Origin of the sequence: Cupriavidus sp. UBA2010, assembly GCF_002335265.1 — a bacterium.
Lineage (GTDB): Bacteria > Pseudomonadota > Gammaproteobacteria > Burkholderiales > Burkholderiaceae > Cupriavidus > Cupriavidus metallidurans.
Window position 1 is genome coordinate 160,675 of the sequence record NZ_DDCI01000032.1, and the last position, 24,342, is coordinate 185,016.

Consider the following 24,342-nt stretch of genomic DNA (forward strand, 5'->3'; position numbering starts at 1 on the left):
GAGCGCCACTGGCGCGATAGGGGCAGGTATGGCAGGTTCGCTGGAAGGTTTGAAGGTTGTCGAGTTCGCCGGGCTGGGGCCCGCGCCGTTCTGCTGCATGTTGCTGGCGGATCACGGTGCCGATGTGCTCCGGATCACGCGCCCCACGGCGCCGGGCGTCGAGGCAAAGGTGAATCCTGCGGATGTGCTGGCACGGGGCCGGCGCACGATACCGCTGGACCTGCGTGAGGCTTCTGGAAGAGATGCCGCGCTGGAACTGATCGCCCGCGCGGATGTTGTGGTGGAAGGCTTCCGGCCTGGCGTCATGGAACGGCTCGGACTGGGGCCGGATGTCTGCCTCGCGCGCAATCCCCGGGTTGTCTACGGCCGCATGACCGGCTGGGGCCAGTACGGTCCCCTGGCGCAGGCCGCCGGCCACGATATCAACTACATCGCCATCAGCGGCGCGCTGCACGCGATTGGCCGGGCCGGCGAAGCGCCGGTGCCGCCATTGAACCTGGTTGGCGATTTCGGCGGTGGCGGCATGATGCTCGCGTTCGGCCTGATGGCTGCGCTGTACGAGGCGCGCCAGTCCGGACGTGGCCAGGTGATCGATGCCGCGATGACGGATGGATCGGCGTTGCTTTCCGCTATGCAGTACGGCATGAAGGCCGGCGGTCGCTGGAACAATCAACGTGGCGAGAATCTGCTCGACGGCGGCGCGCCGTTCTACGACACGTATGCCTGCGCCGATGGCAAGTATGTTGCGGTCGGTGCGATTGAGCCGCAGTTCTACGCCGCGCTGCGCGAGCGTTGCGGCATCGAGGACCCGCTGTTCGACGGCCAGATGGAAACCGCGCGCTGGCCGCTGCTCAAGCTGCGACTGGCGGACATCTTCCGTACCCGGACGCGCGCCGAGTGGTGCGCGCTCCTGGAGGGTTCCGATGCGTGCTTCGCCCCGGTGCTGGATTGGGACGAGGCGCCCGAGCACCCGCACAACCGCGAACGCGAGGCCTTCGTCACGCTGCAGGGCGTGGTTCAGCCTGCCGCAGCGCCGCGTTTCTCGCGCACCCCTGCGGCCGCGCCGCAATCCGAAAGAAGGGTCGCCCTCGATGCCGCGCTAGCGCATTGGGGCGCGCTGCAGCCGGCAAGCGCAGGCTGAGCAACACGCTTTTGCAGACTGGTGGAGGCAACACCAGTCCTAACTTGATTCAAGGAGTCACTATCGTGAGCAATCCCATGCGAACCCGCGTCACGCGTTTGCTTGGCATCGACTATCCGATCATCCAGGGCGGCATGCAGTGGGTAGGTCTGGCCGAACTGGCCTCGGCCGTTTCCAATGCAGGTGGCCTTGGCATCCTGACCGCGCTGACGCAACCCACGCCGGATGCCCTGCGCAACGAAATCGCACGCACACGCGAGATGACCGATCGTCCTTTCGGCGTGAACCTGACCATCCTGCCGTCGATCAATCCGCCGCCGTATGCCGAGTACGTGGACGCGATCATCGATGGCGGCGTGCGCATCGTGGAGACCGCAGGTAACAGCCCGAAGGACTTCATCGCCCGTTTCAAGGCGGCAGGCGTGACCATCGTGCACAAGTGCACTACCGTGCGACATGCGCTCTCCGCCGAACGCAATGGCGTGGACATTGTTTCGATCGACGGCCTCGAATGCGCCGGCCATCCCGGCGAAGATGACGTGGGCGGGCTGGTGCTGATCCCCGCCGCCGCGCGGGCGCTGGAGATTCCGGTGATCGCATCCGGCGGCATCGCGGACGGACGTGGCATGGCCGCCGCGCTGGCGCTGGGCGCCGAGGGCGTGAACATGGGCACGCGATTCTGCGTGACGAAGGAAGCGCCGATTCACGACAACATCAAGCAGGCGCTGGTCAATGGTTCCGAGCGTGACACCGCTCTGATCTTCCGCACGCTGAAGAACACGGCGCGCGTCTTCCGCAACGCCATCGCCGAGGAAGTGGTGTCCATGGAACGGCGCCCCGGCGGTTGCGTGTTCGACGACATCCGTCCGTTGGTGACCGGTACCCGTGGCCGCGCGGCGCTGCAATCGGGCGAGGTCGACAACGGCGTGGTCAGCGCCGGCCAGTGCATTGGCCTGATCGACGATATTCCGACCTGCGCGGAACTGATCTCGCGCATGGTCAGCGATTGTCAGAACCGCATCGAAGCGACGCGCAAGTATTTCGTCTGAACCCCGCATGGCCGATGCCGGTGGCATGTGTCGCCGGCTGGCCAGATGCGACGGCAGTCTTCCATTCACGCAAGGATATGCAATGAAACTCGATTCCAGCATTGCCGCGGTCATCACCGGTGGCGCTTCCGGCCTGGGTGCCGCCACCGCGCGACGCCTGGCCGGCGCCGGCGTCAAGGTGGCGCTGTTCGATCTGAATGCGGAGCTGGGGGAAGCGCTGGCGCGCGAGCTTGGTGGCGTGTTCTGCAAGGTCGACGTGACCAACGAGGAGCAGGTCGACGCCGCATTTGCCAAGGCGCGCGCGGCACATGGACAGGAGCGCGTGCTCGTGAACTGTGCCGGCACCGGTTTCTCCGCCAAGACGGCGGGCCGGGACAAATCGACGGGAGAAATCCGCCACTTCCCTGTGGCCAACTTCAACCGGATCATCCAGATCAACCTGGTGGGCACCTTCAGTTGCATTGCCAAGTCCGCCGCCGGAATGCTGACGCTGGACCCGCTCGATGACGGCGAACGCGGCACCATCATCAATACGGCGTCGGTGGCGGCGGAGGACGGGCAGATGGGCCAGGCGGCCTACAGTGCGTCCAAGGCGGCGATCACTGGCATGACGCTGCCGATCGCACGCGACCTGATGAGCGAAGGCATCCGCGTGAACACGATCATGCCTGGCCTGTTCAACACGCCGTTGATGCAGGGCCTGCCCGACAACGTGAAGTCCGCGCTGGCCGCGTCGGTGCCGTTCCCGAAGCGGCTCGGCGATCCGGACGAATATGCGCAACTGGCCGAGACCATGATCGTCAACCGCTACTTCAACGGCGAATCCGTGCGTCTGGACGGCGCGATTCGCATGGCGGCGCGCTAACCGGCATTCCTGCTTTCAGGGAGGCGGCCCGACGGTAGATCGGGCGCCAGCCTGTCATCTCATCACTGGAGACACCATGTCCGAAGCCTATATCGTTTCCGCCGTCCGCACCGCCGGCGGCCGTCGCAATGGCCGCCTGTCCGGCTGGCATCCCGCGGACCTCGCGGGGCAGGTGCTCAACGCGCTTGTCGAGCGCAGCGGGGCCGACCCGAGCATGGTGGAGGACGTCATCATGGGCTGCGTCGGCCAGGCGGGCGAGCAGTCCTCGAACATCGCGCGTGGCGCGGTCTTGGCTTCGAAGCTGCCGGAATCGGTGCCGGCTACCTCGGTCGACCGCCAGTGCGGATCTTCGCAGCAGGCGCTGCATTTCGCGGCGCAGGCCGTGATGTCGGGCACCATGGACGTGGTGATCGCCGCCGGCGTGGAAAGCATGTCCCGCGTGCCGATGGGCACCCCGAGCACGCTGCCGCGAAAGAACGGCCTGGGCCACTATGTCAGCCCGCAAATGCAGGCGCGCTATCCGGGCGTGGAGTTCAGCCAGTTCACCGGCGCGGAGATGATCGCGAAGAAGTACAAGCTCGACAAGGCCGCGCTCGATGCCTATGCGCTGCGCAGCCATCAGCTCGCCGCCGCGGCCACGAAGGCAGGGCGCTTCGAGCAGGAGATCCTGCCGCTGGCCGCGCGCAGGAATGACGGCAGCGATCTCGGCGAGTTCCACACCATCGACGAAGGCATTCGTTTCGACGCGACGCTGGATGGCATCGCCTCGGTAAAGCTGATCGCCGAAGGCGGTAGCGTCACGGCGGCCACTGCCAGCCAGATCTGCGACGGTGCGAGCGGCGTCATGGTTGTCAACGAACGCGGGTTGAAGATGCTGGGCGTCAAGCCGCTGGCACGCATCCACCATATGAGCGTGCTCGGACATGATCCGGTGGTCATGCTGGAGGCCCCGCTGCCCGCTACCGAGCGCGCGCTGAAGCGGGCCGGCATGCGGATCGACGATATCGATCTCTACGAGGTCAACGAGGCGTTCGCGCCGGTCCCCCTGGCCTGGCTGCAGGCGCTGGGCGCCGACGCGGAGCGCCTGAACGTCAACGGCGGCGCGATCGCACTGGGCCATCCGCTGGGTGGCTCGGGAACCAAGCTGATGACGACGCTGGTCCATGCGCTGCATCAGCGCGGCAAGCGCTATGGCTTGCAGACCATGTGCGAGGGCGGTGGCATGGCCAACGTCACGATCGTCGAAAGGCTCTGACCGCGCGGCACACGTTTTCCAAAGCCCCGTCGGAGTGCACGCGTGGAGCGTGTCCGACGGGATTTTTTTGGTCCGCGGTGCCATGTCCGGCGCGCCCTGGAAGCCAGTCACCGAAATCCGGGATGCGACCGCTGCAACATGCTGTATCAATGAGAAGCCCTTGGAATGACTGCTGACAACTCCCAACGTATCGTTGTAACCATCGAGGAAGGCGTGGCCGAAGTCCGCCTGAATCGTCCCGACAAGATGAACGCGCTGGACCAGGCGATGTTCGACGCATTGGTCGACACGGGCCGGCAACTGGCCGAGATGCCGGGTCTGCGCGCTGTCGTGATTTCCGGTGAAGGCAAGGCGTTCTGCGCGGGACTGGACATGGGCCGCATGGCTAGTCTGGGCGAAGGGACCGACCCCTCGCTCAAGCGTGGCCGGCTGACGCCGCGCACGCATGGCATGTCGAATCACCCGCAATACGCCTGCACGGTCTGGCGCGAACTGCCCGTGCCGGTGATCGCCGCGGTGCATGGCGCTGCCTTTGGCGGTGGGCTCCAGGTGGCGCTGGGCGCGGACCTGCGCTATGTGACGGCCGATGCCAAGCTTTCGATCATGGAGATCAAGTGGGGCCTGGTGCCGGACATGGGCGGCATGTTGCTGACGCGCGGGCTCGTGCGGCCAGATGTGCTGAACGAACTGATCTACACAGGACGCATCATCAGCGGTACCGAGGCCGTGGAACTGGGGCTGGCCACGCGCGTGTGTGAAGATCCAAGGGCCGCGGCAATGGCCGTCGCACGCGAGATCGCCATGAAGAGCCCGGACGCGATCCGTGCGGGCAAACGCCTGATGCGCGTCACCGAGGATGGCGACGCGCTGGCAATTCTCCAGGCCGAGTCCGTCGAGCAGGACGCGCTGATCGGCGCGCCCAACCAGACGGAGGCGGTACGCGCCAACATGGAGAAGCGGGCGCCACGTTTCCTGCCGTGATGGCTTGAGTCTTGTCTTGGGGGCGCGTTACCGCTGTGGCAGGCCGCGCGCGGACGCCCTCCGGGTACATCAAGGGGCGAGAGGTGCTGGCGGACCCTGGATAACGGAGGCGTCGTGTTCCGGGACAACGGCTGAATCGGGTGCCGGAGCGCCGGACGGGACCTTGAAGCGGTTGTACCCCCACAGGTACTGCAGCGGAAAGCGCCTGATCATCTCTTCCAATTCGGCGTTGATCCATGCTGCCTGCGCTTCGGCGGTCTGCGGCAATGGTCCCGACAGGCGCTTCACGTGCATGCGCCAGCCACGCCCACCGGGCAGGCGCTCGCCTGCGGCAACGATCAGCGGCGCTCCTGTTTGCGCTGCGAGCTTTCCTGGCAGCGTTATCGTATAGGCCTTGCGGCCAAAGAACGGTACCCACACGCCTTCACCCTTGGGCGCCTGATCGGGCAATAGCCCAACCGCTTCGCCCTGACGCAGCGCGCGGACGAAGGCGCGCACGCCTTGGGAAGTCGCGGGTACCGTCTTCAGGCTCGAGGTGGCACGTACCGATTCAAGCAGGTCCCGCAATATCGGCTTGCGGTGTGGCCGGAACATGACTGTCAGCGAGATGCGCTCCGCGGCATAACGGGCTGCCAGTTCAAAGCATCCAAGGTGCGGTGTCAGCATGATGAGTCCGCGACCTTCCGCCAGGGTCTGCTCGATCACTGTCCAGTCATCGCAAATCACCTGATCGCGACAGGCCGGGCCGCGATACCACACGCGTGCCAGTTCGATCATCATGGCGCCGGTTTCGCCTGCGGCCTGGCGGGCAAATGCCGGGTCGGAAAAGCCAGCCTGGGCGGTATTCTGCTGAACGTGCTGTCGGTACCGTCCCGGGAGGGCATAGACAAGCCGCCCCAGAGCGCGGCCTGTAGCGTGCGCAATCGGTAGCGGCACGGCGGCAATCAGCCGGATGAGAGTGGACAGCACCCTCCGCGGCGGAGGTTGATCTCGGTGCATGGTCACTCCTCGGGGGTTGAGTATTGGGTGTCGCGGGACAAATTTCTTCTACACGAAGACTCGGGCAGATACTTGTCCGGATTGTTAGGGGCCGCCCTCCGTGAAGACGTACGGACGGATCCCGGGGGGCGACTCGATCGGACCTGGCCGACGCAAGTCAAGTCAGCAGCTTCGAAATGCCGCGCAGGGTGAAATTAGGTCACGCCTGGCCTCGCAAGAAGAGTAGAGTGAGCAATAGATACCGCAAAAGCTTAGGAGTACGCTATGGATGCTTACCCGACTGCCACTTACAAAGGGTATGACATTTACCCTCTAGTCTACAGACATACCGACGGGGCGCGTGCCTGGGGGGAGCCCAGGCCGGATCGGTCCTTCAACGCGGCGGTGGTGATCTGCCGCGAGGGCGCACATCCCGATAGCACGCAGGCCCGCACGTTTCACCTGGACACAACGCCCTGGGACAACGTAGGTGCCGCCCGGCGCGCCGTGCTGCGCTATGCCGAGGAAATCATCAACGGAGAAGTGACCGGTCAGTCCGTTGTTACCCTGTAACTGCCTCACTGTCACTGGCATTGTCAACTGACCCGGGTATAGTCCTAGCTTCCCGTCGTATTCAGACGAACGATAACGTAGCTCATGAGGACATCTCAGGCATGACGAACACCGCCGCGCCATCCAGTTTTCTGTGCACGTTACCCGGCCAGGGCAAGGGAATTGCCTATCACGTGGCCGTTAGCTTTGCGGATGCGGCCCAGCCCACGGGCGTCAGATTCACCAGCTTTGTCGGTGATGGCAGGCGTTCGTTCGGTGTGGTGACCGGAGCGGGATCGCTTCAGGGCGAGATTGCAGCGAACTCGGAGGCACTATGCCGCCTGGCGATCGGGCAGGCCGTCCGGGACCACCTCTACGAGAAAACCAAGGAAGGCGACACCGCGCTGGATCTGGACGCCGAGCCTTGGGACGGCGAACTCAGGCCCGTTGGGGCGGGCGCGCCCACGGGCGGGCTACGGCATCGTCCGCTGGGCTGAGTGTGAGTTTGAGTGTGTGATTCGCAGGCGGCGGATTGTCCCACCGCCTGTGGCGCAGCTGGCTTAGATGCCGAATTCCGGGCTGCCGTAACGCGTCAGCAATGACTCGATCAGTGCCATGTCCTGCGTTTGCGGCGTGCGATCCTCGATGGCGCGCGATGGGCCGCCATAGGTAGCGGTCACGTGGCGGCGTACCGTCAATACGGCAGCATCCGGTGGCGTCACGGCAACCGGCTGCCACGGCGTGTGCCGGTAACTGCCGGCAATCCATCCGGCCGGGGTCAGGTGGAGTTCTTCCCATTCTTCGTTGTTTGGCATGTCTTGCTTGCTCTCCTGTATGCGGATTGGATGGTGGGCAGCACGGGCACCTGCGTAAGGCAGGCATCGCGCCGTTGAGAGGGTGCCCGGAGTGGGCCTTGCGTCACGCCTGACCCGATGGCGCGCGTCGTTGCGCGGAACGTTGCAGCCGGGCTGCGGCGCTCTTGCCCGCCTGTCGGGCGGCCTGCTTGGCCTTGGCTTCCGAGCAATGCGTGGCGTGCCGCATGGAGACGTTGGCGACGACACGCTCGGCGCCGTTCCTGTACTCCGAGATCATGTAGTTGGCAAACCATACGCCCGGCTCTTGCTGGATCGGGTACACGGAAACGGTAAATGGGGTGGTGCTCGTACTCAAATTGGTCCTGTTCAGTGGCGCTCGGCCCGGCAAGCTTCTTCTGTCGCCACTTCACATGTGCGCGCGCTTGCCGGCTGTCGACAGCCATTGGATAAATCAGTGCCGCTTCGCGCATAGGCGCAGGCGGAAAACTGGCGTGAGGTAGACCGTGCTTACGCGGACTGAGGCGCCAGTACAGGCGCGACAGTCGCGGAGCGGACGTGCCGCCGGTCAGGTAGTTTGCGGGCGATGTCTGTCACCCAGAATGAATCGGGTGTACGCCCGACAGGCCGCTCGTGTTCTTCTATGAATGTGATGTCTTGCGGCCGCAGCCTTGACGCCGGGCGATGCCGGCGTATGGCAGGGAGCGCCGATGATACCACCAATGGTGGTCGACTGCCGGTGGGCGCGCCAGTTGCGCGTGCCACGGATCACGTGCGTGGCGGAGAGCGCACGCACGAAGGGGATGACGGAGGCCGGGATTCACCCCGGCCCCGCTTGCCAAGCGCCGAGTGTCAGCCGAGTGTCAGCCGTTGGTCGGGCGCTGCGAGAACGTCCTGCCGAAGACGCCTTCCGCGATGCGGTTCTTCAGGATTTCGATGGAGCCGCCGGCGATCATCCAGCCGCGCGTCCGCCGCACGCAGTACTCCACGAGAGATTCCTGGCTGAAGCCCATGCCGCCCATCACCTGCAGCGCTTCGTTAGAGACCTCCCAGCCAGCCATGTTGCAGGCCAGCTTGGCCATGGCCGTGCTCTGCGCGCTCGGCAGTCCGTGCTCGCCTTCGAGTGCGGCGCGGTACAGCATCATCTGCGCCTGCTCCAGCTTCATGGCCATATCCGCGAACTTCCATTGAATACCCTGGAATTCGCAGAGCTCTCGGCCGAACTGCTTGCGGGTCATCGCATGTTCCCGGGCCACGTTGAACGCGTGGCGTCCCAGCGCCAGCGCGCGTGACGAGTTGCCCAGACGCTCAACGTTGAACCCCGAAATCTGCTTCTTGAACCCGCCCGGTCCGAGCAGCACGTTTTCCACCGGGATACGGCAATCATCGAAGTAGAGTTGCGACCACTGCTCGCCGTTCATGAACGATGATGGCTCGCCGACCTGGAAGCCGGGCGTGCCGCGCTCGACCAGCACGGAGCCGATGCCACCGACGCCCGGGCTGAAGCGAACATAGATCAGGAACAGCTCGGCGTCGGGGCTGTGCGTGGAGAAAACCTTGCTGCCGTTGATGACGTAGCTGTCGCCGTCGAGGCGCGCGCTGGTTTTCAACTCGGTTACGGCGGACCCGGCATCGGGTTCACTCATGCCCAGCGAGACCACCTTGCGGCCAGCCAGAAGATCCGGCAGGTATCGCGCCTTCTGTTCGGGCGATGCGTATTCCACGAACGTCCGGATCGGGCCGAAGTTGCCAGCCTGGACGATGTCGGCGCTCCTGGGGCAAACCAGCGCGATTTGCTCGATCGCCAGCACCGCGTGCATCAGCGTGCCGCCCTGGCCGCCATCGTCTTCGGAGAAGGCGATGCCCAGCAGCCCCTGCTCGGCGAGCAGCGCCGCCGTGTCCCACGGGTAGTGGGGCGAATGCGCCCGGGCCAGCGCGCCATCCTTGAGTTTGTCCTGCGCAAAACGGGCAACCGAGTCCGCGAAAGCCTGATGTTCCTCGCTGAGCTTGAAATCCATGTGTGTTCCTGCGTCTGTTCGGGATGTGTGACGTCGGAATGGTGCCCGCGGCCCCGAAGCCTGAGAACTTCGACTTTCGTCAGCAGCCCGAACAAATACTCATACCAGCCCCACATCCGGGAAGGTCTCCGCGCGGCGTGCATGACGCACCATGCCGTCATCCGACGAATTCAATCCGATTGACGGCCGTCGTGTGATGCGCGGGCTCCATCGTGCGGGATCGCTGCCGCGCCTGTCGGTCCTGCACTTTGTGCATCGCAGACATGAGCAAAGGTCATCCCTTCCGGACAAATTGTCGGTTGTTCCTTCTTTTCGGTCTGTGGAGAATCCGGGGCAGGAGACAAAACCAATGAACGATACCCATCAGACAACCATGAGTGCCAGCGACTGGCTGGCGTACAGGGGGCGGTACGTCAACGTGAGCTTTCTGCTCAGAAGGGGCGAGACCGATTACGTCGTCACGATTCGCGATGGCCGCGTGACACAGATCAGGCCGGGCCCGCATGTCATGCCGCGTTGGACCTTCGCGCTCGTGGCCGGCGACGACGACTGGAACCGGTTCTGGGCGCCAACACCGCAGCCGCGCTTCCATGACCTCATGGCCATGGTCAGGTTCAAGACGCTCAGGATCGAAGGCGATCAGGCCATCTTCATGAGCAACCTTCTCTATTTCAAGGACCTGATCAGTCAACTCGGGAGTCAGCTCCATGCGCGCTAAGCGGGAAGCCGTCGTCGGCGGCTACATCAATCTTGAAATCGCCGGCCGCATGTGCCGCGTCTACTACGAGACCGCGGGCTCGGGGCAGCCTCTGCTCTGCCTTCATACCGCGGGCAGCGACACGCGCCAGTACCGCGAGTTGCTCAATTCGCCGGCATTGACCGAGCACCATCAGGTGATCTGCTTTGACCTGCCGTACCACGGCAAGTCGTCGCCACCGGCCGGATGGGAGACTCATGAATATCGTCTGACAAGCGAGCTGTACGTCGAGACCATCGTGGCGTTCATGGATGCGATGGAAATCCATCAGCCGATCGTCATGGGCTGTTCCATCGGCGGGCGCGTGGTGTTGCATCTGGCGCTGGCGTGCCCCGAACGTTTCAAGGCGCTGATCGGACTGCAGTCCGGCGCGCACGTCGACCCCTACTACGAGCAGGACTGGTTGCATCGGCCCGATGTGCACGGTGGGGAGGTATGCGCCGGCATCGTTTCGGGACTGATCGGCCCGGGCGCGGACAGCCGTGACCGCTGGGAAACCCTGTGGCACTACATGCAAGGCGGCCCGGGCATCTTCAAGGGCGACCTGTACTTCTACAAGGGGGAGGGCGATCTGCGCGGGAAAGTCCAGAAGATCGACACCGCGAAGTGTCCCCTGTTTCTGCTCACCGGCGAGTACGACTACTCCTGCACACCCGAAGACAGCCAGGAATTGGCACGTCTGATTCCCGGCGCCGAGCTGGCGATCATGCCGGGGCTCGGCCACTTCCCGATGAGCGAAGCGCCGCAGGCCTTCATGAGCCATCTGCTTCCCGTGTTGCAACGCATTCAATCTCTTTGAGGAACACAACGTGAAAGTCGGATTCATCGGGCTTGGCCGCATGGGCTTTGCCTTGGCCTCTCATTTGCTGCGCAATGGCGCGGACCTGACAGTGCTGGACATCCAGCCGGCACCCATGGAAAAACTGGTCGCGCAGGGGGCGACACGGGCGACCGATGCGCGGGCATTGGCGGCCGCCGTCGACATCGTGTTCACGATGCTGCCCGGCCCCAAGCAGGCGCGCGAGGTGATCCTTGGTGAAGCCGGTGTGCTCGCGGGGCTGCGCAAAGGCCCCTTTCTGGTCGAACTGAGCACCATCGACACCGATACGGTCGATGACCTGCGCCGTGCCGCGAACGAGAAGGGCGTGCGCTTTGCCGATGCACCGGTTGGCCGCCTGGCAGCGCATGCCGACCGCGGAGAGTCCCTGTTCATGCTCGGGGCCGAGCAGGCCGACCTGGCCGAACTTGAGCCGGTACTGCTCAAGATGGGCACCACGGTCCTGCACTGCGGTGCGCCAGGTGCGGGCACGCGCATGAAGCTGATCAACAACCTCATGGTGCTTTGCTACTGCCAGCTCAACTCGGAAGCGCTGGTGCTGGCCAACGCGCTGGGCCTGGAAACGCGCAAGACGTTTGACGTGCTGACGGGCACGACGGCGTCGAACGGTCAGCTCAAGGAGAAGTGGCCGGTCAAGGTGCTGGGCAACGATCTGACACCGGGATTCGACATCGCGCTCGGTTTCAAGGACTTGACGCTGGCCTGCCAGGCCGCCCAGTCCGCCGGGATCTCGCTGCCGATGGGCAACCTCGCACGCAGCATGTTCCAGCTTGCGCGCCATGCGGGCAAGGACGGCCAGGACACCTCCTGCATGACTGACTACTGGGCCGAGTCCAACGGCATTGACCCGATCCGGCTCTAAGAAGCCGTTTCAGAACGATTCTGGCGTCGTTGTGGGGCCTTGCCGTACTACTTGTACTGTCTGCGGCCCCACGCCTAGCCAGAACCGCTTCGCTTCATTGTGAAACAGCTTCTACGTCCACCAGGACAGCCACCAAACAGCCAACCAGAAGAAAAGAGGAGACTCCATGAAACGGTTCCCATACGCAAAGGTGGGGCTCGCCGCCGCGCTTGCCGCCATTTCCTTGCAAGCTGGCGCGCAAGGCGCCGGTGCGCGTATTTCCGATGGCGTGGTCAAGATCGGCGTGCTCACCGACGTCAATGGCCCGTTCATGGATAACGTGGGCCGTGGCTCCATCGTCGCAACCGAGATCGCGATCGAGGAGTTCGGTGGCAAGGTGCTCGGATATCCGGTGCAGATGGTGAGCGCCGATCACCAGAACAAGGCCGATGTCGGTTCGGCGCGGGTACGCGAGTGGTTCGATCGTGACAAGGTGGATGTCGTCACCGAGCTTGGCAATAGCGCGGTGGCGCTTGCTGCGATGAAGATCGCCGAGACGAAGCACCGCATGTCGATCGTGACCGGTGCCGGCGCGGTCCGCATCTCCAGTGAAGACTGCACGCCGACCAACCTGCAGTGGGTCTACGACACATACGCGCTGGCCAAGGTGGGCACCCAGTCCATCGTCCGCAAGGGGGCGAAGAACTGGTACTACCTGACTGCGGACTATGCGTTCGGCCATTCCCTGGAGAACGATGGCAAGCAGTTCATCGAGGCTGCCGGTGGCAAGGTGCTGGGCTCGTCGCGTTACCCGTTTCCCGGTAGCGATTTCTCTTCCTACATCCTGAAGGCGCAAGCCAGCAAGGCGAACGCTGTGGCCATCGCTACCGCGGGCCTCGACCTCCAGAACGCGATCAAGCAAGGCAGGGAGTTCGGTCTCGTGGAAGGTGGCCAGCAGGCGGTCGCCATGCTGATGAGCATCGTGGACGTCAACAGCATCGGCCTCAAGGATGCGGGTGGAATGATGTTTGCGGAGTCGTTCTACTGGGATCTCGACGAGGCGTCACGCAAGTTCGCACGCAAGTTCTTCGAGAAAACCAAGCGTATGCCGACTGCGCTGCAGGCCGGGCAATACTCGGCGACCCTGAACTATCTCCGCGCGATCGAGAAAGCGAAGTCGGATGACGTCAGCGATGTGATGAAGCAGCTCAAGACCATGCCAATCCAGGACGCCTTCGCAAAGAACGGCAAGGTGCGTGAGGACGGCAAGATGGTGCACGACATGTATCTCGTCCAGGTGAAGAAGCCGCAGGAGTCCAAGGCGCCGTGGGACTACTACACCGTGCTCGAAACCGTGCCTGGTGACAAGGCGTTCCAGCCGCTCTCCGAAAGCAAGTGCCCGCTGGTCAGAAAGTGACTCTCTCGGATGCCGGGGTTACCGGCATCAGCTCCGACATGCAGAACGACATCATTCTCGAAGCCCGCGCGTTGGGCAGGGACTTCAACGGGTTCACGGCCGTCGACGACGTTTCCCTGTCAGTTCGCAGGGGAGACATCCACGCGATCATCGGCCCCAATGGCGCTGGGAAGACGACCTTCTTCAACCTGCTGACCAGTTTCATCACGCCGTCACGCGGGCAGGTTTTCCTGGATGGCAAGGAGATCACGGGCAAGTCCTCCGCACAGATCGCCAATCTTGGCATGGTGCGGTCCTTCCAGATCTCGGCGGTGTTTGGTCATCTCACCGTGCTGCAGAACGTACGCATCGCGCTGCAGAAGCGCGACGGCGGTAACCCTAACTTCTGGCGTGCCCGCCGGTCTCTCGACCGGTACAACGGCCGTGCCATGGAGATCCTGCGGATGGTTCGCCTGGACGCTTTGGCGGACCGGCTGGCCGTCGAGATCGCCTATGGGCAGAAGCGCGCGCTGGAGCTGGCGACCACGATCGCACTGGACCCGCGCGTCATCCTGCTGGACGAGCCGACGCAGGGCATGGGGCATGAGGACGTCGAACACATCATGCGACTGGTCAAGTCATTCGCGACGGGACGCACCGTTGTCATGGTCGAGCACAACATGAAAGTAGTGGCCGGCATCAGCGACCGCATCACGGTGCTGGCACGTGGCAAGGAGCTGGCCAGCGGCACCTATGCCGAAGTATCCGCGAATGAGCACGTCATCGAAGCGTACATGGGGCGCAAGAAGCGGCGCTGATATGCAGGCCGATGTGCACGCGCCCAACAAGAATCAACAGGAGTGTCCATTGACGAACACCCTAGCGCTGGAGGCGAAAGGTCTCCAGGCATGGTATGGCGAATCCCATGTGCTGCACGGCATCGACATCGAAGTCCACAAGGGCGAATGCGTGTCACTGCTGGGCCGCAATGGCGCGGGGCGTACTTCCACCTTGCGCGCCATTCTTGGCCTCACGTCCCGTCGCGCAGGCGAAGTCAGGATCCAGGGGCGGGATGTCATGCCCCTGCAGACCCACCAGATTGCCCGCCTCGGTGTCGGCTACTGCCCGGAAGAGCGGGCCATCTACTCGTCGTTGAGCTGTGAGGAGAACCTGATGCTGCCGCCGGTTCTGAAACCCGGTGGCATGTCACTTGACGAGATCTATGCGCTCTTCCCGAACCTGGCGGAGCGACGCAAGAGTCAGGGTACGCGCCTTTCCGGTGGCGAGCAGCAGATGCTGGCCATGGCGCGCATCCTTCGCACGGGCGCCGACATCCTGTTCCTCGACGAGATCTCGGAGGGCCTGGCACCGGTCATCGTGGAGAAGCTTGGCGAGGTGATCGAGACACTGAAGACGCGTGGCTACACCATCGTGCTGGTCGAGCAGGACTTCGAGTTTGCCTCGGATCTCGCGGACCGGCTCTATGTGATCGAGCATGGCGAAGTCGTCGCGCATATTCCGGCGGAGGAGATCGCTTCGCGGCAGGAAACACTCAAAGAGTTGCTAGGGGTCTGACCGTGGAGATCTTCGGATTGCCGTTTCCTGTCCTGATGGGGCAGATTGTCGTGGGGCTGGTCAACGGTTGCTTCTACGCCGTGCTCAGTCTCGGGCTTGCCGTGATCTTCGGCATGCTCAACATCGTGAACTTCGTGCACGGCGCGATTTACATGCTGGGTGCGCTGCTGGCATGGCTGCTGCTGGACAAGCTCGGCGTGAGCTACTGGTACTCGCTGATCATTGTCCCATTGCTGATCGGCGCGGTCGGTTGCGCACTCGAACGTACGATGCTGCGCAGGCTTTACAGGATCGATCACGTGTTCGGCATCCTGCTCACGCTGGGGCTTGCCTACATCATCGAAGGGTTGGCGCGCTACTGGTTCGGCGCTGCCGGCATGGCGTTTTCTGCGCCGCCCCAGTTCGCCGGCACGTTTGACATGGGCTTCATGCGCTTGCCGAAGTACCGCGTGTGGGTGATCGTCATATCGCTGGCGGTTTGCCTGTCAACCTGGGCGCTGATCGAGAGGACCCGGCTGGGGTCTTACCTGCGGGCTGCGACGGAGAACCCCGCCATCGCCCGTACCTTCGGCATCAATGTGTCGGTGCTGGTGACGCTGACCTATGGCCTTGGCGTCGCGCTGGCCGGATTTGCCGGCGTGCTTGCAGCACCCATCTACCAGGTGAGCCCGATCATGGGCAGCAGCCTGATCATCGTCGTCTTCGCGGTTGTCGTCATCGGTGGCATGGGTTCGATCCTCGGGTCGATCCTGACGGGCCTGCTGCTGGGTCTGGTGGAAGGCGTCACAAGGGCGTACTGGCCGGAGGCGTCGGCAGTGGTCATCTTCATCGTGATGATTCTGGTTCTGATCCTGCGGCCTTCGGGTCTGTTTGGGAAGGAGTGAGCAGTGAAAGCGAGTTCGAGTGAGAAGTGGATCGTCATGATGGTGCTGGCGCTCGCCATCGTGCTGCCAGCGTGGCTGTACCCGGTGCTGCTGGCCCAGCTGGCCTGTATGGCGTTGTTCGCATGTTCGCTGAATCTGCTGTTCGGCTATGCCGGGCTGCTTTCCTTCGGACACGCGGCATTCTTCGGCATCGCGGCTTACGCCACCGGCTACATGATGAAGGAATGGAGCCTCACGCCCGAGATCGCGCTGATCGCGTCCGTGCTGCTGGTGATGGGGGTGGCATTCCTGTCGGGCTCGCTCGCCATCCGCCGCAAGGGGATCTACTTCTCGATGATCACGCTCGCGCTGTCCCAGCTGGTGTATTTCATTCTCGTGGCGGCGCCGTTCAGCAACAATGAGGACGGCTATCAGGGCGTGCCGCGCGGTGCGTTCCTCGGTGTCGTCGATCTGGCCGATAACCATGTCCTGTACTACTACGTGCTGGCCGTGGTGGTGCTGGTATGGTGGGGCGTGTACCGCGTCATCGAGTCGCCCTACGGTGAGGTGCTCAGGGCGATCAAGGACAACGAGCAACGCGTCGTCTCCCTCGGCTACAACGTGAACCGCTACAAGGTGCTTGCGTTCACGCTGTCGGCCGGGGTTGCCGCCGTCGCGGGCAGCCTGAAGACCGTTATCTTCGGCCTGGCCAGTTTGCCGGATGTGTCGTGGCACCTGTCCACCGACGGCGTCATCATGATGATCCTCGGCGGTATCGGCTCCATTATCGGGCCGGTGTTCGGCGCCACCATCATGGTGCTGGTGCAGCACGCGCTGGCGGGTGAGCTGGATGCGCTCGTGCCCGTGATCATGGGTGTCATCTTCGTGGTTTGCGTGTTGGCATTCCGCGGTGGCGTCGTTCTGCAGCTTCAGACGCTGGTGCAACGGCTGGCAAGGCGGTTCGCATGAGCACGACATACCAGGTGTTCGCGCTGAAGTACGCCACCGCCGATCGCGCGCGTCAGAGCAACTTCCTTCATCCGGTCGATGGCGATCCCGCTGCGCCGATGGCGCTCGACTTCTTTGTCTGGCTGGTGGTGGGGCACGACGCAACGGTGCTGGTGGATACGGGTTTCAGCGCCACCTCCGCACTCGCCAGGAATCGGCAATATCTCCTGACACCGATGGAGGCCATCCGCCGTCTTGGCTACCCACCAGAGATCATCGGCGATGTTGTCGTCAGCCATCTGCACTATGACCACGCGGGCAACATCGACCAGTTCCCGGCGGCCAATATCTGGGTGCAGGACCGCGAAGTGCGTTATGCCACGGGCGACTGCATGTGCGATCCGAAGCAGAACCACTTCTTCTCGACCGACGACATCGCCATCCTGATCCGCCGTCTCTATCGCGGCAACGTACGACTTGTGGACGGCTTTCATGCGCTGCGTGATGGCATCGAGATGCATCGGATAGGCGGACATACCGATGGGCTGCAGGTAGTACGGGTGCGTACCGCCAAAGGCTGGGTCGTGCTCGCGTCGGATGCCTTGCATTACTACGAGAACCTGGCCAGAAGGAATCCGTTCCCCGCCATCTACAGTCTGGAAGACATGCTCACGGGCTACGAGCGAATCCTGGCGCTGGCTGACAGCGAGCAGCACATCGTCCCAGGCCATGACCCGCAGGTCTGCATCCGCTACCCAGCCGCAGCAGTTGGAGAAGGCGACGAAGGCTTTGCCTTCCGTATTGCCTGACCCCCAATTTCATACATGAGGAGACCGCACGTGATTTTGCAGAACAAACGCACACTACTTTCCGGAGTCATGGCGCTCGGCGTCATGATCGCCACCGGCTGGACCGCGCCGGCCACCGCAGCGGATGACTGGCCGTCGAAGCCGGTCACCATTGTCGTGGGCTTCAGCGCCGGCGGTCCTACCGACGTCGTCGCCCGCATCCTCGCGGAGCGGTTGACCGAGAAATTCAAGCAGAGCTTCCTGGTGGACAACCGTGCCGGCGCATCGGGCGGGGTGGCCGCCACGCTGGTCAAGCGGGCTGCGCCAGACGGCTATACGCTGATGTTCGGCAGCAGCAGCACGCTGTCGATCATTCCTCTGCTGCAGAAGACGCCTTATGACTCGATCCACGATTTCACGCCGATCAGTCTCGTCGCCAGCTATCCCTACTTCCTGGTCGTGCCAGCCGCATCGCCGATGAAGTCACTGGATGAATTGCTTGCACAGGGCCGCAAGCCGTCGGCCCAGCTGAGCTACGCCTCGGCTGGCAGCGGGGCAGTCAATCATCTGGCAGGCGAGTGGTTCAAGCGCGATGCAGGGATCAATGCGGTGCATGTGCCTTACAAAGGCGATTCGGCAGCGGTGACGGACCTGGTGGCCGGGCGCATCGACTTTGCTTTTCTTGCCGGTGCCGTCGCACTGCCGCAGGTGAAGGCAGGGAAGCTCCGCATTCTTGCCTCCGCCAGCGCGCGCTCCGGCCTGGGCGGCGAGGGCGTGCCGACGCTCGGTGACCGCTTCAAGGGATTTGCCGCGGAGCCGTGGAATGGCCTGATGGCACCGGCAGGACTGCCGCAACCGATTGTCACCAAGCTCAATGCCGCAGTTGTCGAGATCATGGCCCGCAAGGATGTTGTCGAGCGTCTGGCCAGTCTGGAGCAGTACCCGATGACGGGCACACCGCAGCAGTTCACGAACCACATCAAGTCGCAGACCGAGCGTTGGGCATCGGTCATCAAGGCTTCCAACATCAAGATCGACTGACATGAAATACTCCCAATTCATCGCCGGAGAATTCCGCGAAGGCACGGCGCAAACGCGCTATTCGGTCATCAATCCCGCCAACGGGCAGTCGCTGGGCGATTACGCGTATGCCTCCAGGGCCGACGTGGAAGAGGCCGTTGCGGCCGCCACCGAGGCGTTCCGGACATGGCGCAAGACCTCGGCCATGGAGCGTTCCGCGTTGTTGCGCCGCGCGGCCACGCTGATGCGTGAGCGCGGCAATACCATCGCCGAGCAGATCGCCCGGGAACTCGGCAAGCCGTATGGTGAAGCCCAGAAGGAAGTGGTGACGGCCGCGGAGATGTTCGAATGGGCCAGCGAGGAGGCGCGCCGCATCTATGGGCGCACGATTCCGGCGCGTTCGGAGGGCATCACGCAAACAGTCGTTTGGGAACCGATGGGCCCCGTGGCCGCGTTTGCCGGCTGGAACGCGCCAGCGATCACCCCTTCGCGCAAGATCAGCGGCGCGTTGGCGGCTGGCTGCACTATCGTCATCAAGCCATCCGAGGAAACCGCCGGGGTTGCGCTGCTGATCGCTCGCGTGGTGCAGGACGCCGGCATTCCCGACGGGGTGGTGAACATGGTGTTTGGCGATCCGGGCGAGGTCGCCGATATCCTGTGCAGGTCGCCCCGCATCGCGATGGTAACGTTCACCGGCGCGACATCGGTGGGCAAAGTCGTCGGCGCCAAGGCTGCCGAGACCATGAAACGCGCGACGCTCGAACTTGGCGGGCATGCACCCGTGGTGGTCTGCGATGACGTCGACGTCGATCGCGTAGTCCGCATGGCCGTCGCCACCAAGTACCGGAACAGCGGTCAGGTCTGCACCTCGCCCACACGCTTCCTGATCCAGGCGCCGATCTTCCAGACGTTCTGCGAGAAGTTCGTCCGGGCGGCAGAGGCGCTGAAGGTGGGCGACCCGTTCGATAGCGCCACGCAGATGGGGCCGCTGAAGAACGCGCGCCGACTCGAGGCGATTGATCGAATGGTGCAGGATGCGCGTGGACGTGGTCTGGTCGTCGCCACGGGGGGCGAACGTGCCGGGACGGAGGGCTTTTTCTACAAGCCAACGGTCATTCTCCAGCCGTCCGTCGATAGCGACGCGGCGACGATCGAGCCATTCGGCCCGATCGCGATGGTCAGTTCCTTCGATCAACTGGACGACGCCATTGCTGAGGCCAACCGGTTGCCGTTCGGACTTGCCGCTTACGCCTATACCAACAGCCTGCAGCGTGCCCATCGGCTGTCGCAGGAGATCGACAGCGGCGTGGTCTGTATCAACGAGTGGCAGGCCTCGTTGCCGGAGACGCCATTCGGCGGACACAAGGACAGCGGCCTTGGTTCCGAAGGCGGTATCGAAGGCATCCAGGAGTTTCTCCGCATCAAGTGTGTTCGACAGGGGGTGGCATCGTGAGTACGACTACTGTGTCTCCGGTCTTGGGGTTCGTAGGCGTTGGTGTGATGGGCGAGGGCATGTGCCGGAATCTGGTGCAGAAGTCCGGCGCTTCCGTGCATGTGGCGGACATCAACGCGGATAACGTCGCGCGGCTCGCGGCGATTGGGGCGGTGGCCTCGGACATTGCGCGGCTGCGCCAGGTTGCCGACACGGTATTCCTTTCGCTGCCGTCGATTGATCAGGTGGAGGACGTCTGCTTTGGCCCGGAGCCGCTGATCGTGGCGGGGGGCTCGGTGCGTACCGTCGTGGACATGAGCACCAGCGACGTCGCGCGCACGCGGGCGCTTGCGGAGCGGCTGGCTGGCCACGGCGTGCGATTTCTCGACGCACCGGTGGCACGCAGCCGCGAAGCGGCCAACAATGGCACGCTGCTGATCACCGTTGGTGGCCCCGATGACCTGTTCGATGCGGTCTTGCCCTGGCTGCGATGCATGGGCTCGGACGTCATACGGTGTGGCGAGATTGGCGCTGGGCAGGTCGTGAAGATCATGAACAACATGGTCCTCCTCTCCACGGTTAATGCGCTGGCCGAAGCCATGGCCATCGCCGAAGCGGCACAGGTGGACAAGACCATGCTGGCCAACGTGCTGAAGCTTGGCTCGGCCGATTCTTTCGCGTTGCGGCTGACCGGCGAAAAATACCTCGCCCGTGACGAGTTTCCGGAGAAGATGTTCCCGGCGGCCTATGCGCTGAAGGACATGCGCCTAGCGCTCAGCCTCGCTCATGCATCGGAGATCCGGCCCGCTGTGGCCGAAGCGACTGCCGCGTTGCTGGATCAGGCTACCGCCAGTGGCTATGCCCAGAACTACTACCCGGTCGTGTATCGAATGATTCGGCGCGGGTAAGGGGCCGACAAGGGGCCGAATCAGCCGGCCTTGGCGCCATAAAGCATCAGCCTGGTGCCATGGGCCTGTTTTCCCGGGCCTCATGCACCAGCCATTCCTTGAAGGCCTCGATCTTGCCCGAGTAGCGCTGCACCGACGGTGTCACGATATAGTGGCCCCGCCCGGTACGCAGCGGCTTTGCAAACGGGCAGATCAGCCGTCCAGCCTTGAGGTCGGGGTCCAGCATGTGCTGCTGGCCGATCGCGATGCCAAGGTTGTCCGTGGCCGCCTGCCACGTGAGGATGGAACTGCTGAAGACCATCTTCTCGGCCTTGTCGAACACGTGACCCATGCCGACGTGCGCGAGCCACGTCGGCCAGTCATCCTTGCGGTACTTGGAAACCAGCAGACGCTTGCTTTGCAGCGATTCCAGCAACTGCTCCGTGTTGCCATGGAAGGATTCCAGGAACGCGGGCGAGCAGACGGGTTCGATGACATCCTCGAGCAGCAGCGTTGCCTCGGCGTCTGGCCAGTTGCCATCACCGAGAACGATCGCCAGGTCGCATTGCTCGGTGCCGAAATCGAGCGGCGCGTTGCTGTTGGTAATCAGCACTTCGACGTCGGGGTACTGCAGCTTGAAATGCGGCAACCTGGGAATCAGCCATCGCGCTGTCAGCGTGGTGTAGGTGCGCAGGCGAATGACGTTGTCGGAGTACTTCTGGGTGACGAACTTGGTGGCCTCCGAGATTTGCTCGAACGCCGGGCCGATGCGCCGCGCGTAGGCTTCACCAACCTCGGTCAGCTTTACGCCGATGCGTTCGCGGGTGAAGAGCTGGACGCCCAGGTATTCCTCCAGCACAGCGATCTGACGGCTCACTGCCGATTGACTGACCCGGAGTTCGTTGGCGGCGGTCGTGAGGTTCTTGGCCCTGGCCACGACCTCGAAGACCTTCAATGGGTTGAGCGGAGGAATCTTCATCACGTCGCTGGTCTTCCCAGTCTCTCGTGTGCTTGCCGGACGACGCATGGTCCGGCTGTAGGTGCGTCTGGACGTTTCAGGGGCGCTGTGATCGGTCCTGCGGGACGAGCCGTGGAGGCTGAACGGGGAGATCTTAGCATGGTGGTCAAGCGGGGAATCGACGCGTCAGCCAACGATGGCCACCCCTTCGCCACACCGGATCCACGATCACGCATAAACGCTATCAAGCCCCGCTGATACGGCCGTCGGGCCCGCTTCCGGCCGTGTATTGGCGCGCTTCGACAATGCATATGCGAAACCATTCGTTCTGTGAAGCCGGTGTGATTCATAGCATGGCTCTCTTTCTCAACCCCGACGTTGAAGCGAGAGACGCATATGAAAAGAACGAAAGCGGCTGCCTTCCCACAACCGGTGCGACGCGCGCTGGCCACCCTTTGCCTGGGCGCGGTGGCGCTGGCGGCAGGTTGCGGGAGCGATGGCACCGATAGCGGCACGCTGGCCGTGGACAGTGGCACGCCGGTCACCACCCCACCGCAGGTCGTGGCGAAGAAGCCCAATATTCTGTTCATCATGGCCGATGACCTCGGGTACTCGGACCTGGGCGCGTTCGGCAGCGAGATCCGCACGCCCAACATTGACGCGCTGGTGCGCGATGGCCGCATCCTGACCAATCACCATACCGCCGCCGTGTGCGCCGTGACGCGTTCGATGATCATCTCCGGCACGGACCATCATCTGGTCGGGCAGGGCACGATGGCGAACAGCGACCCCAATTACGTGGACGAGAACGGCAAGCCCATTCCCGGCTACGAGGGCTACCTGAACGATCGCGCGCTCTCGATCGCGCAACTGTTGAAGGACGGTGGCTATCACACCTACATGGCCGGCAAGTGGCACCTTGGCAGTGGCTTGCCCAACGCGACGAACCAGGGCGCGGCGGTTGGCACATCGGCACCGGGGCAGACGCCGGTCTCGTGGGGTTTCGAAAAGAGCTACGCGCTGCTCGGCGGCGGAGGGGATCACTTCGGCCGTAACGGCGCGACCGCCTACGTGGAGGACGATCACTACGTCACGCCCAACACAACCAACTTCTTCTCGTCGGATTTCTATACCTCGACGATCATCAAGTACATCGACTCGAGCACGGGCAAGAACGCCGATGGCAAACCGTTCTTCGCCTACCTGACCTACCAGGCGCCACACTCGCCGCTGCAGGCGCCGGCAGGCTATATCGACCGCTACAAGGGTGTCTATGACGCGGGCTACGAGCCGATACGCGCCGCGCGGCTGACCCGGCAAAAAGCGCTCGGCCTGATCCCGGCCGACTTCACGCCAAATCCGGGTCGTGATGAAACAGTCGCCGTCACGCCGGCCACGGCGAACTGGGGCACGCCTCAGGCGTCGTACGTCAGCGCCACGCGCAGCGTTGCGCAAGGCGGTGTGGATACCCGCGTGATGAACGCGAACAAGAAGTGGGACAGCCTGACCGCTGACCAGAAGAAGGCGCAGGCCCGCTACATGGAAATCTTCGCGGCCATGGTCGAGAACCTGGACGACAACGTTGGCCGGCTGGTGCAGCACCTCAAGGACATCGGCGAGTACGAGAACACCGTCATCGTGTTCCAGTCCGACAATGGCCCCGAAGCCAGCTACTACGAGTTCAGCGGCAAGTACGACCAGGACTACGACACGAAGAACGCCGACCCGGCCGTGTTCCCCACGCTCGGCACGCCGGCCTACAAGGGCACGGCCACGATCGACTACGGCCAGCGCTGGGCGGAAGTCAGTGCCACGCCATTCAAGCTGTGGAAGTCGTTCCCGTCAGAGGGCGGACATTCCGTGCCGACCATCGTCAAGCTGGCGGGCAAGGCACCCGCGCAGCCGCAGAGCAGGGTGACGGGCTTCACCCATGTGGTGGACCTGGCGCCGACGTTCCTGGACCTCGCCGGTGTCAGCGCGCCGACCAATCCGGCCACGCCGCTCTACGACAGCAAGGGGATCGACCGCAATGCGGGCAAGGTCGTGTACGACGGCCGCAATGTCTATCCGATCACCGGCCTGTCGTTGCTGCCGACGCTGCAGGGCAAGGCAACCGGCCCGTCGCGCACCACGTTTTCCGAGGAGCTGTACGGTCGCACCTATGTCTATAGCGACAACTGGAAGGCCGTATGGATCGAGCCACCGTTCGGCCCGGCAGACGGCGAATGGACGCTCTACGACATTCGCGCCGATCGCGGCGAGACGAACAACCTCGCAGCGCAGCGCCCGGATGTGCTGGGCGACCTGAAGTCCAAGTGGAACGACTACGCCGCGCGCGTGGGCGCGGTGCTGCCCAAGGTACCGGGCATGATCTACTGACATCGCGGA

The 24,342-nt window shown here is 63.6% G+C and carries 25 protein-coding genes; 20 read left to right on the plus strand and 5 right to left on the minus strand.

The features are described from left to right. Window positions 1-28: 28 nt before the first annotated feature. The 5 genes from B2246_RS23215 (at window position 29) to B2246_RS23235 (ending at window position 5,291) form a co-directional block, all read left to right on the plus strand. The gene (locus B2246_RS23215) at window positions 29-1,141 is read left to right on the plus strand and encodes a CaiB/BaiF CoA transferase family protein (protein WP_035880860.1); all 1,113 of its coding nucleotides are present in this window, start codon (window positions 29-31) and stop codon (window positions 1,139-1,141) included. Between the two features lie 77 nt (window positions 1,142-1,218). After that, the gene (locus B2246_RS23220; RefSeq protein ID WP_008641294.1) at window positions 1,219-2,190 is read left to right on the plus strand and encodes an NAD(P)H-dependent flavin oxidoreductase; all 972 of its coding nucleotides are present in this window, start codon (window positions 1,219-1,221) and stop codon (window positions 2,188-2,190) included. A gap of 82 nt (window positions 2,191-2,272) precedes the next feature. Next, window positions 2,273-3,055: an SDR family NAD(P)-dependent oxidoreductase gene (locus B2246_RS23225; protein ID WP_008641302.1), complete on the plus strand. Its 783-nt coding sequence runs from the start codon at window positions 2,273-2,275 to the stop codon at window positions 3,053-3,055. 76 nt (window positions 3,056-3,131) lie between these two features. Next, window positions 3,132-4,310, plus strand: coding sequence for an acetyl-CoA C-acetyltransferase (locus B2246_RS23230; protein ID WP_286881152.1), 1,179 nt, complete (start codon window positions 3,132-3,134; stop codon window positions 4,308-4,310). A gap of 165 nt (window positions 4,311-4,475) precedes the next feature. After that, window positions 4,476-5,291, plus strand: a complete 816-nt coding sequence (locus B2246_RS23235) for a crotonase/enoyl-CoA hydratase family protein (protein WP_008641304.1) — start codon at window positions 4,476-4,478, stop codon at window positions 5,289-5,291. Between the two features lie 69 nt (window positions 5,292-5,360). Here B2246_RS23235 and B2246_RS23240 read toward each other — a convergent pair whose 3' ends face one another. Beyond that, window positions 5,361-6,260, minus strand: coding sequence for a lysophospholipid acyltransferase family protein (locus B2246_RS23240; protein ID WP_035880865.1), 900 nt, complete (start codon window positions 6,258-6,260; stop codon window positions 5,361-5,363). A 294-nt stretch (window positions 6,261-6,554) separates the two neighbouring features. On the opposite strand from B2246_RS23240, the gene B2246_RS23245 reads away from it, so the two are divergent. Both B2246_RS23245 and B2246_RS23250 read left to right on the plus strand, forming a co-directional pair. Next, window positions 6,555-6,842, plus strand: coding sequence for a hypothetical protein (locus B2246_RS23245; RefSeq protein WP_008641306.1), 288 nt, complete (start codon window positions 6,555-6,557; stop codon window positions 6,840-6,842). 101 nt (window positions 6,843-6,943) lie between these two features. Further along, the gene (locus tag B2246_RS23250) at window positions 6,944-7,318 is read left to right on the plus strand and encodes a hypothetical protein (protein ID WP_008641307.1); all 375 of its coding nucleotides are present in this window, start codon (window positions 6,944-6,946) and stop codon (window positions 7,316-7,318) included. Window positions 7,319-7,381: 63 nt separating this feature from the next. Here B2246_RS23250 and B2246_RS23255 read toward each other — a convergent pair whose 3' ends face one another. The 3 genes from B2246_RS23255 to B2246_RS23265 all read right to left on the minus strand — a co-directional run bounded on the left by B2246_RS23255 (window position 7,382) and on the right by B2246_RS23265 (window position 9,651). Then, window positions 7,382-7,636: a hypothetical protein gene (locus B2246_RS23255; protein WP_008641308.1), complete on the minus strand. Its 255-nt coding sequence runs from the start codon at window positions 7,634-7,636 to the stop codon at window positions 7,382-7,384. Between the two features lie 103 nt (window positions 7,637-7,739). Next, complete coding sequence (locus B2246_RS23260; protein WP_035880870.1) at window positions 7,740-7,991, minus strand: hypothetical protein; 252 nt, start codon at window positions 7,989-7,991, stop codon at window positions 7,740-7,742. Window positions 7,992-8,496: 505 nt separating this feature from the next. After that, window positions 8,497-9,651, minus strand: a complete 1,155-nt coding sequence (locus B2246_RS23265; protein WP_286881149.1) for an acyl-CoA dehydrogenase family protein — start codon at window positions 9,649-9,651, stop codon at window positions 8,497-8,499. A 349-nt stretch (window positions 9,652-10,000) separates the two neighbouring features. Here B2246_RS23265 and B2246_RS23270 point away from each other — a divergent pair, with 349 nt between their 5' ends. The 12 genes from B2246_RS23270 (at window position 10,001) to B2246_RS23325 (ending at window position 21,017) form a co-directional block, all read left to right on the plus strand. Beyond that, entirely contained in the window at window positions 10,001-10,369 is a 369-nt protein-coding gene (locus tag B2246_RS23270) for a hypothetical protein (protein WP_008641311.1), read from the plus strand. After that, window positions 10,359-11,207 carry an alpha/beta fold hydrolase gene (locus B2246_RS23275; protein WP_008641312.1) on the plus strand — a complete coding sequence of 283 codons (849 nt, stop codon included), beginning with the start codon at window positions 10,359-10,361 and terminating at the stop codon, window positions 11,205-11,207. The genes B2246_RS23270 and B2246_RS23275 overlap by 11 nt, the downstream gene beginning before the upstream one ends. 10 nt (window positions 11,208-11,217) lie before the next feature. Further along, a complete protein-coding gene (locus B2246_RS23280; protein ID WP_286881148.1) occupies window positions 11,218-12,108 on the plus strand; it encodes an NAD(P)-dependent oxidoreductase in 891 nt (296 codons plus the stop codon). Between the two features lie 166 nt (window positions 12,109-12,274). After that, window positions 12,275-13,504 (plus strand): ABC transporter substrate-binding protein, encoded by a 1,230-nt coding sequence (locus B2246_RS23285; protein WP_008641314.1) that lies wholly within the window; start codon window positions 12,275-12,277, stop codon window positions 13,502-13,504. A gap of 38 nt (window positions 13,505-13,542) precedes the next feature. Next, complete coding sequence (locus B2246_RS23290) at window positions 13,543-14,301, plus strand: ABC transporter ATP-binding protein (RefSeq protein ID WP_008641315.1); 759 nt, start codon at window positions 13,543-13,545, stop codon at window positions 14,299-14,301. 1 nt (window position 14,302) lies between these two features. Then, the gene (locus B2246_RS23295; protein ID WP_008641316.1) at window positions 14,303-15,058 is read left to right on the plus strand and encodes an ABC transporter ATP-binding protein; all 756 of its coding nucleotides are present in this window, start codon (window positions 14,303-14,305) and stop codon (window positions 15,056-15,058) included. 2 nt (window positions 15,059-15,060) lie between these two features. After that, window positions 15,061-15,942 carry a branched-chain amino acid ABC transporter permease gene (locus tag B2246_RS23300; RefSeq protein WP_008641317.1) on the plus strand — a complete coding sequence of 294 codons (882 nt, stop codon included), beginning with the start codon at window positions 15,061-15,063 and terminating at the stop codon, window positions 15,940-15,942. A 3-nt stretch (window positions 15,943-15,945) separates the two neighbouring features. Then, entirely contained in the window at window positions 15,946-16,890 is a 945-nt protein-coding gene (locus tag B2246_RS23305) for a branched-chain amino acid ABC transporter permease (protein WP_234706910.1), read from the plus strand. Beyond that, window positions 16,887-17,678, plus strand: a complete 792-nt coding sequence (locus B2246_RS23310; protein ID WP_008641319.1) for an N-acyl homoserine lactonase family protein — start codon at window positions 16,887-16,889, stop codon at window positions 17,676-17,678. The genes B2246_RS23305 and B2246_RS23310 overlap by 4 nt, the downstream gene beginning before the upstream one ends. A 30-nt stretch (window positions 17,679-17,708) precedes the next feature. Next, window positions 17,709-18,698 (plus strand): Bug family tripartite tricarboxylate transporter substrate binding protein, encoded by a 990-nt coding sequence (locus B2246_RS23315; protein WP_008641320.1) that lies wholly within the window; start codon window positions 17,709-17,711, stop codon window positions 18,696-18,698. A 1-nt stretch (window position 18,699) separates the two neighbouring features. Then, window positions 18,700-20,130, plus strand: a complete 1,431-nt coding sequence (locus B2246_RS23320) for an NAD-dependent succinate-semialdehyde dehydrogenase (RefSeq protein ID WP_008641321.1) — start codon at window positions 18,700-18,702, stop codon at window positions 20,128-20,130. Window positions 20,131-20,177: 47 nt separating this feature from the next. Then, window positions 20,178-21,017, plus strand: coding sequence for an NAD(P)-dependent oxidoreductase (locus B2246_RS23325; RefSeq protein WP_051705276.1), 840 nt, complete (start codon window positions 20,178-20,180; stop codon window positions 21,015-21,017). 46 nt (window positions 21,018-21,063) lie between these two features. Here the strand turns inward: B2246_RS23325 and B2246_RS23330 are convergent, their stop codons facing one another. Next, on the minus strand, window positions 21,064-21,975 hold the full coding sequence (locus tag B2246_RS23330; protein WP_008641323.1) for a LysR substrate-binding domain-containing protein: 912 nt from the start codon (window positions 21,973-21,975) through the stop codon (window positions 21,064-21,066). A gap of 375 nt (window positions 21,976-22,350) precedes the next feature. On the opposite strand from B2246_RS23330, the gene B2246_RS23335 reads away from it, so the two are divergent. Beyond that, window positions 22,351-24,333: an arylsulfatase gene (locus tag B2246_RS23335; protein ID WP_035880899.1), complete on the plus strand. Its 1,983-nt coding sequence runs from the start codon at window positions 22,351-22,353 to the stop codon at window positions 24,331-24,333. Window positions 24,334-24,342: the final 9 nt, after the last annotated feature.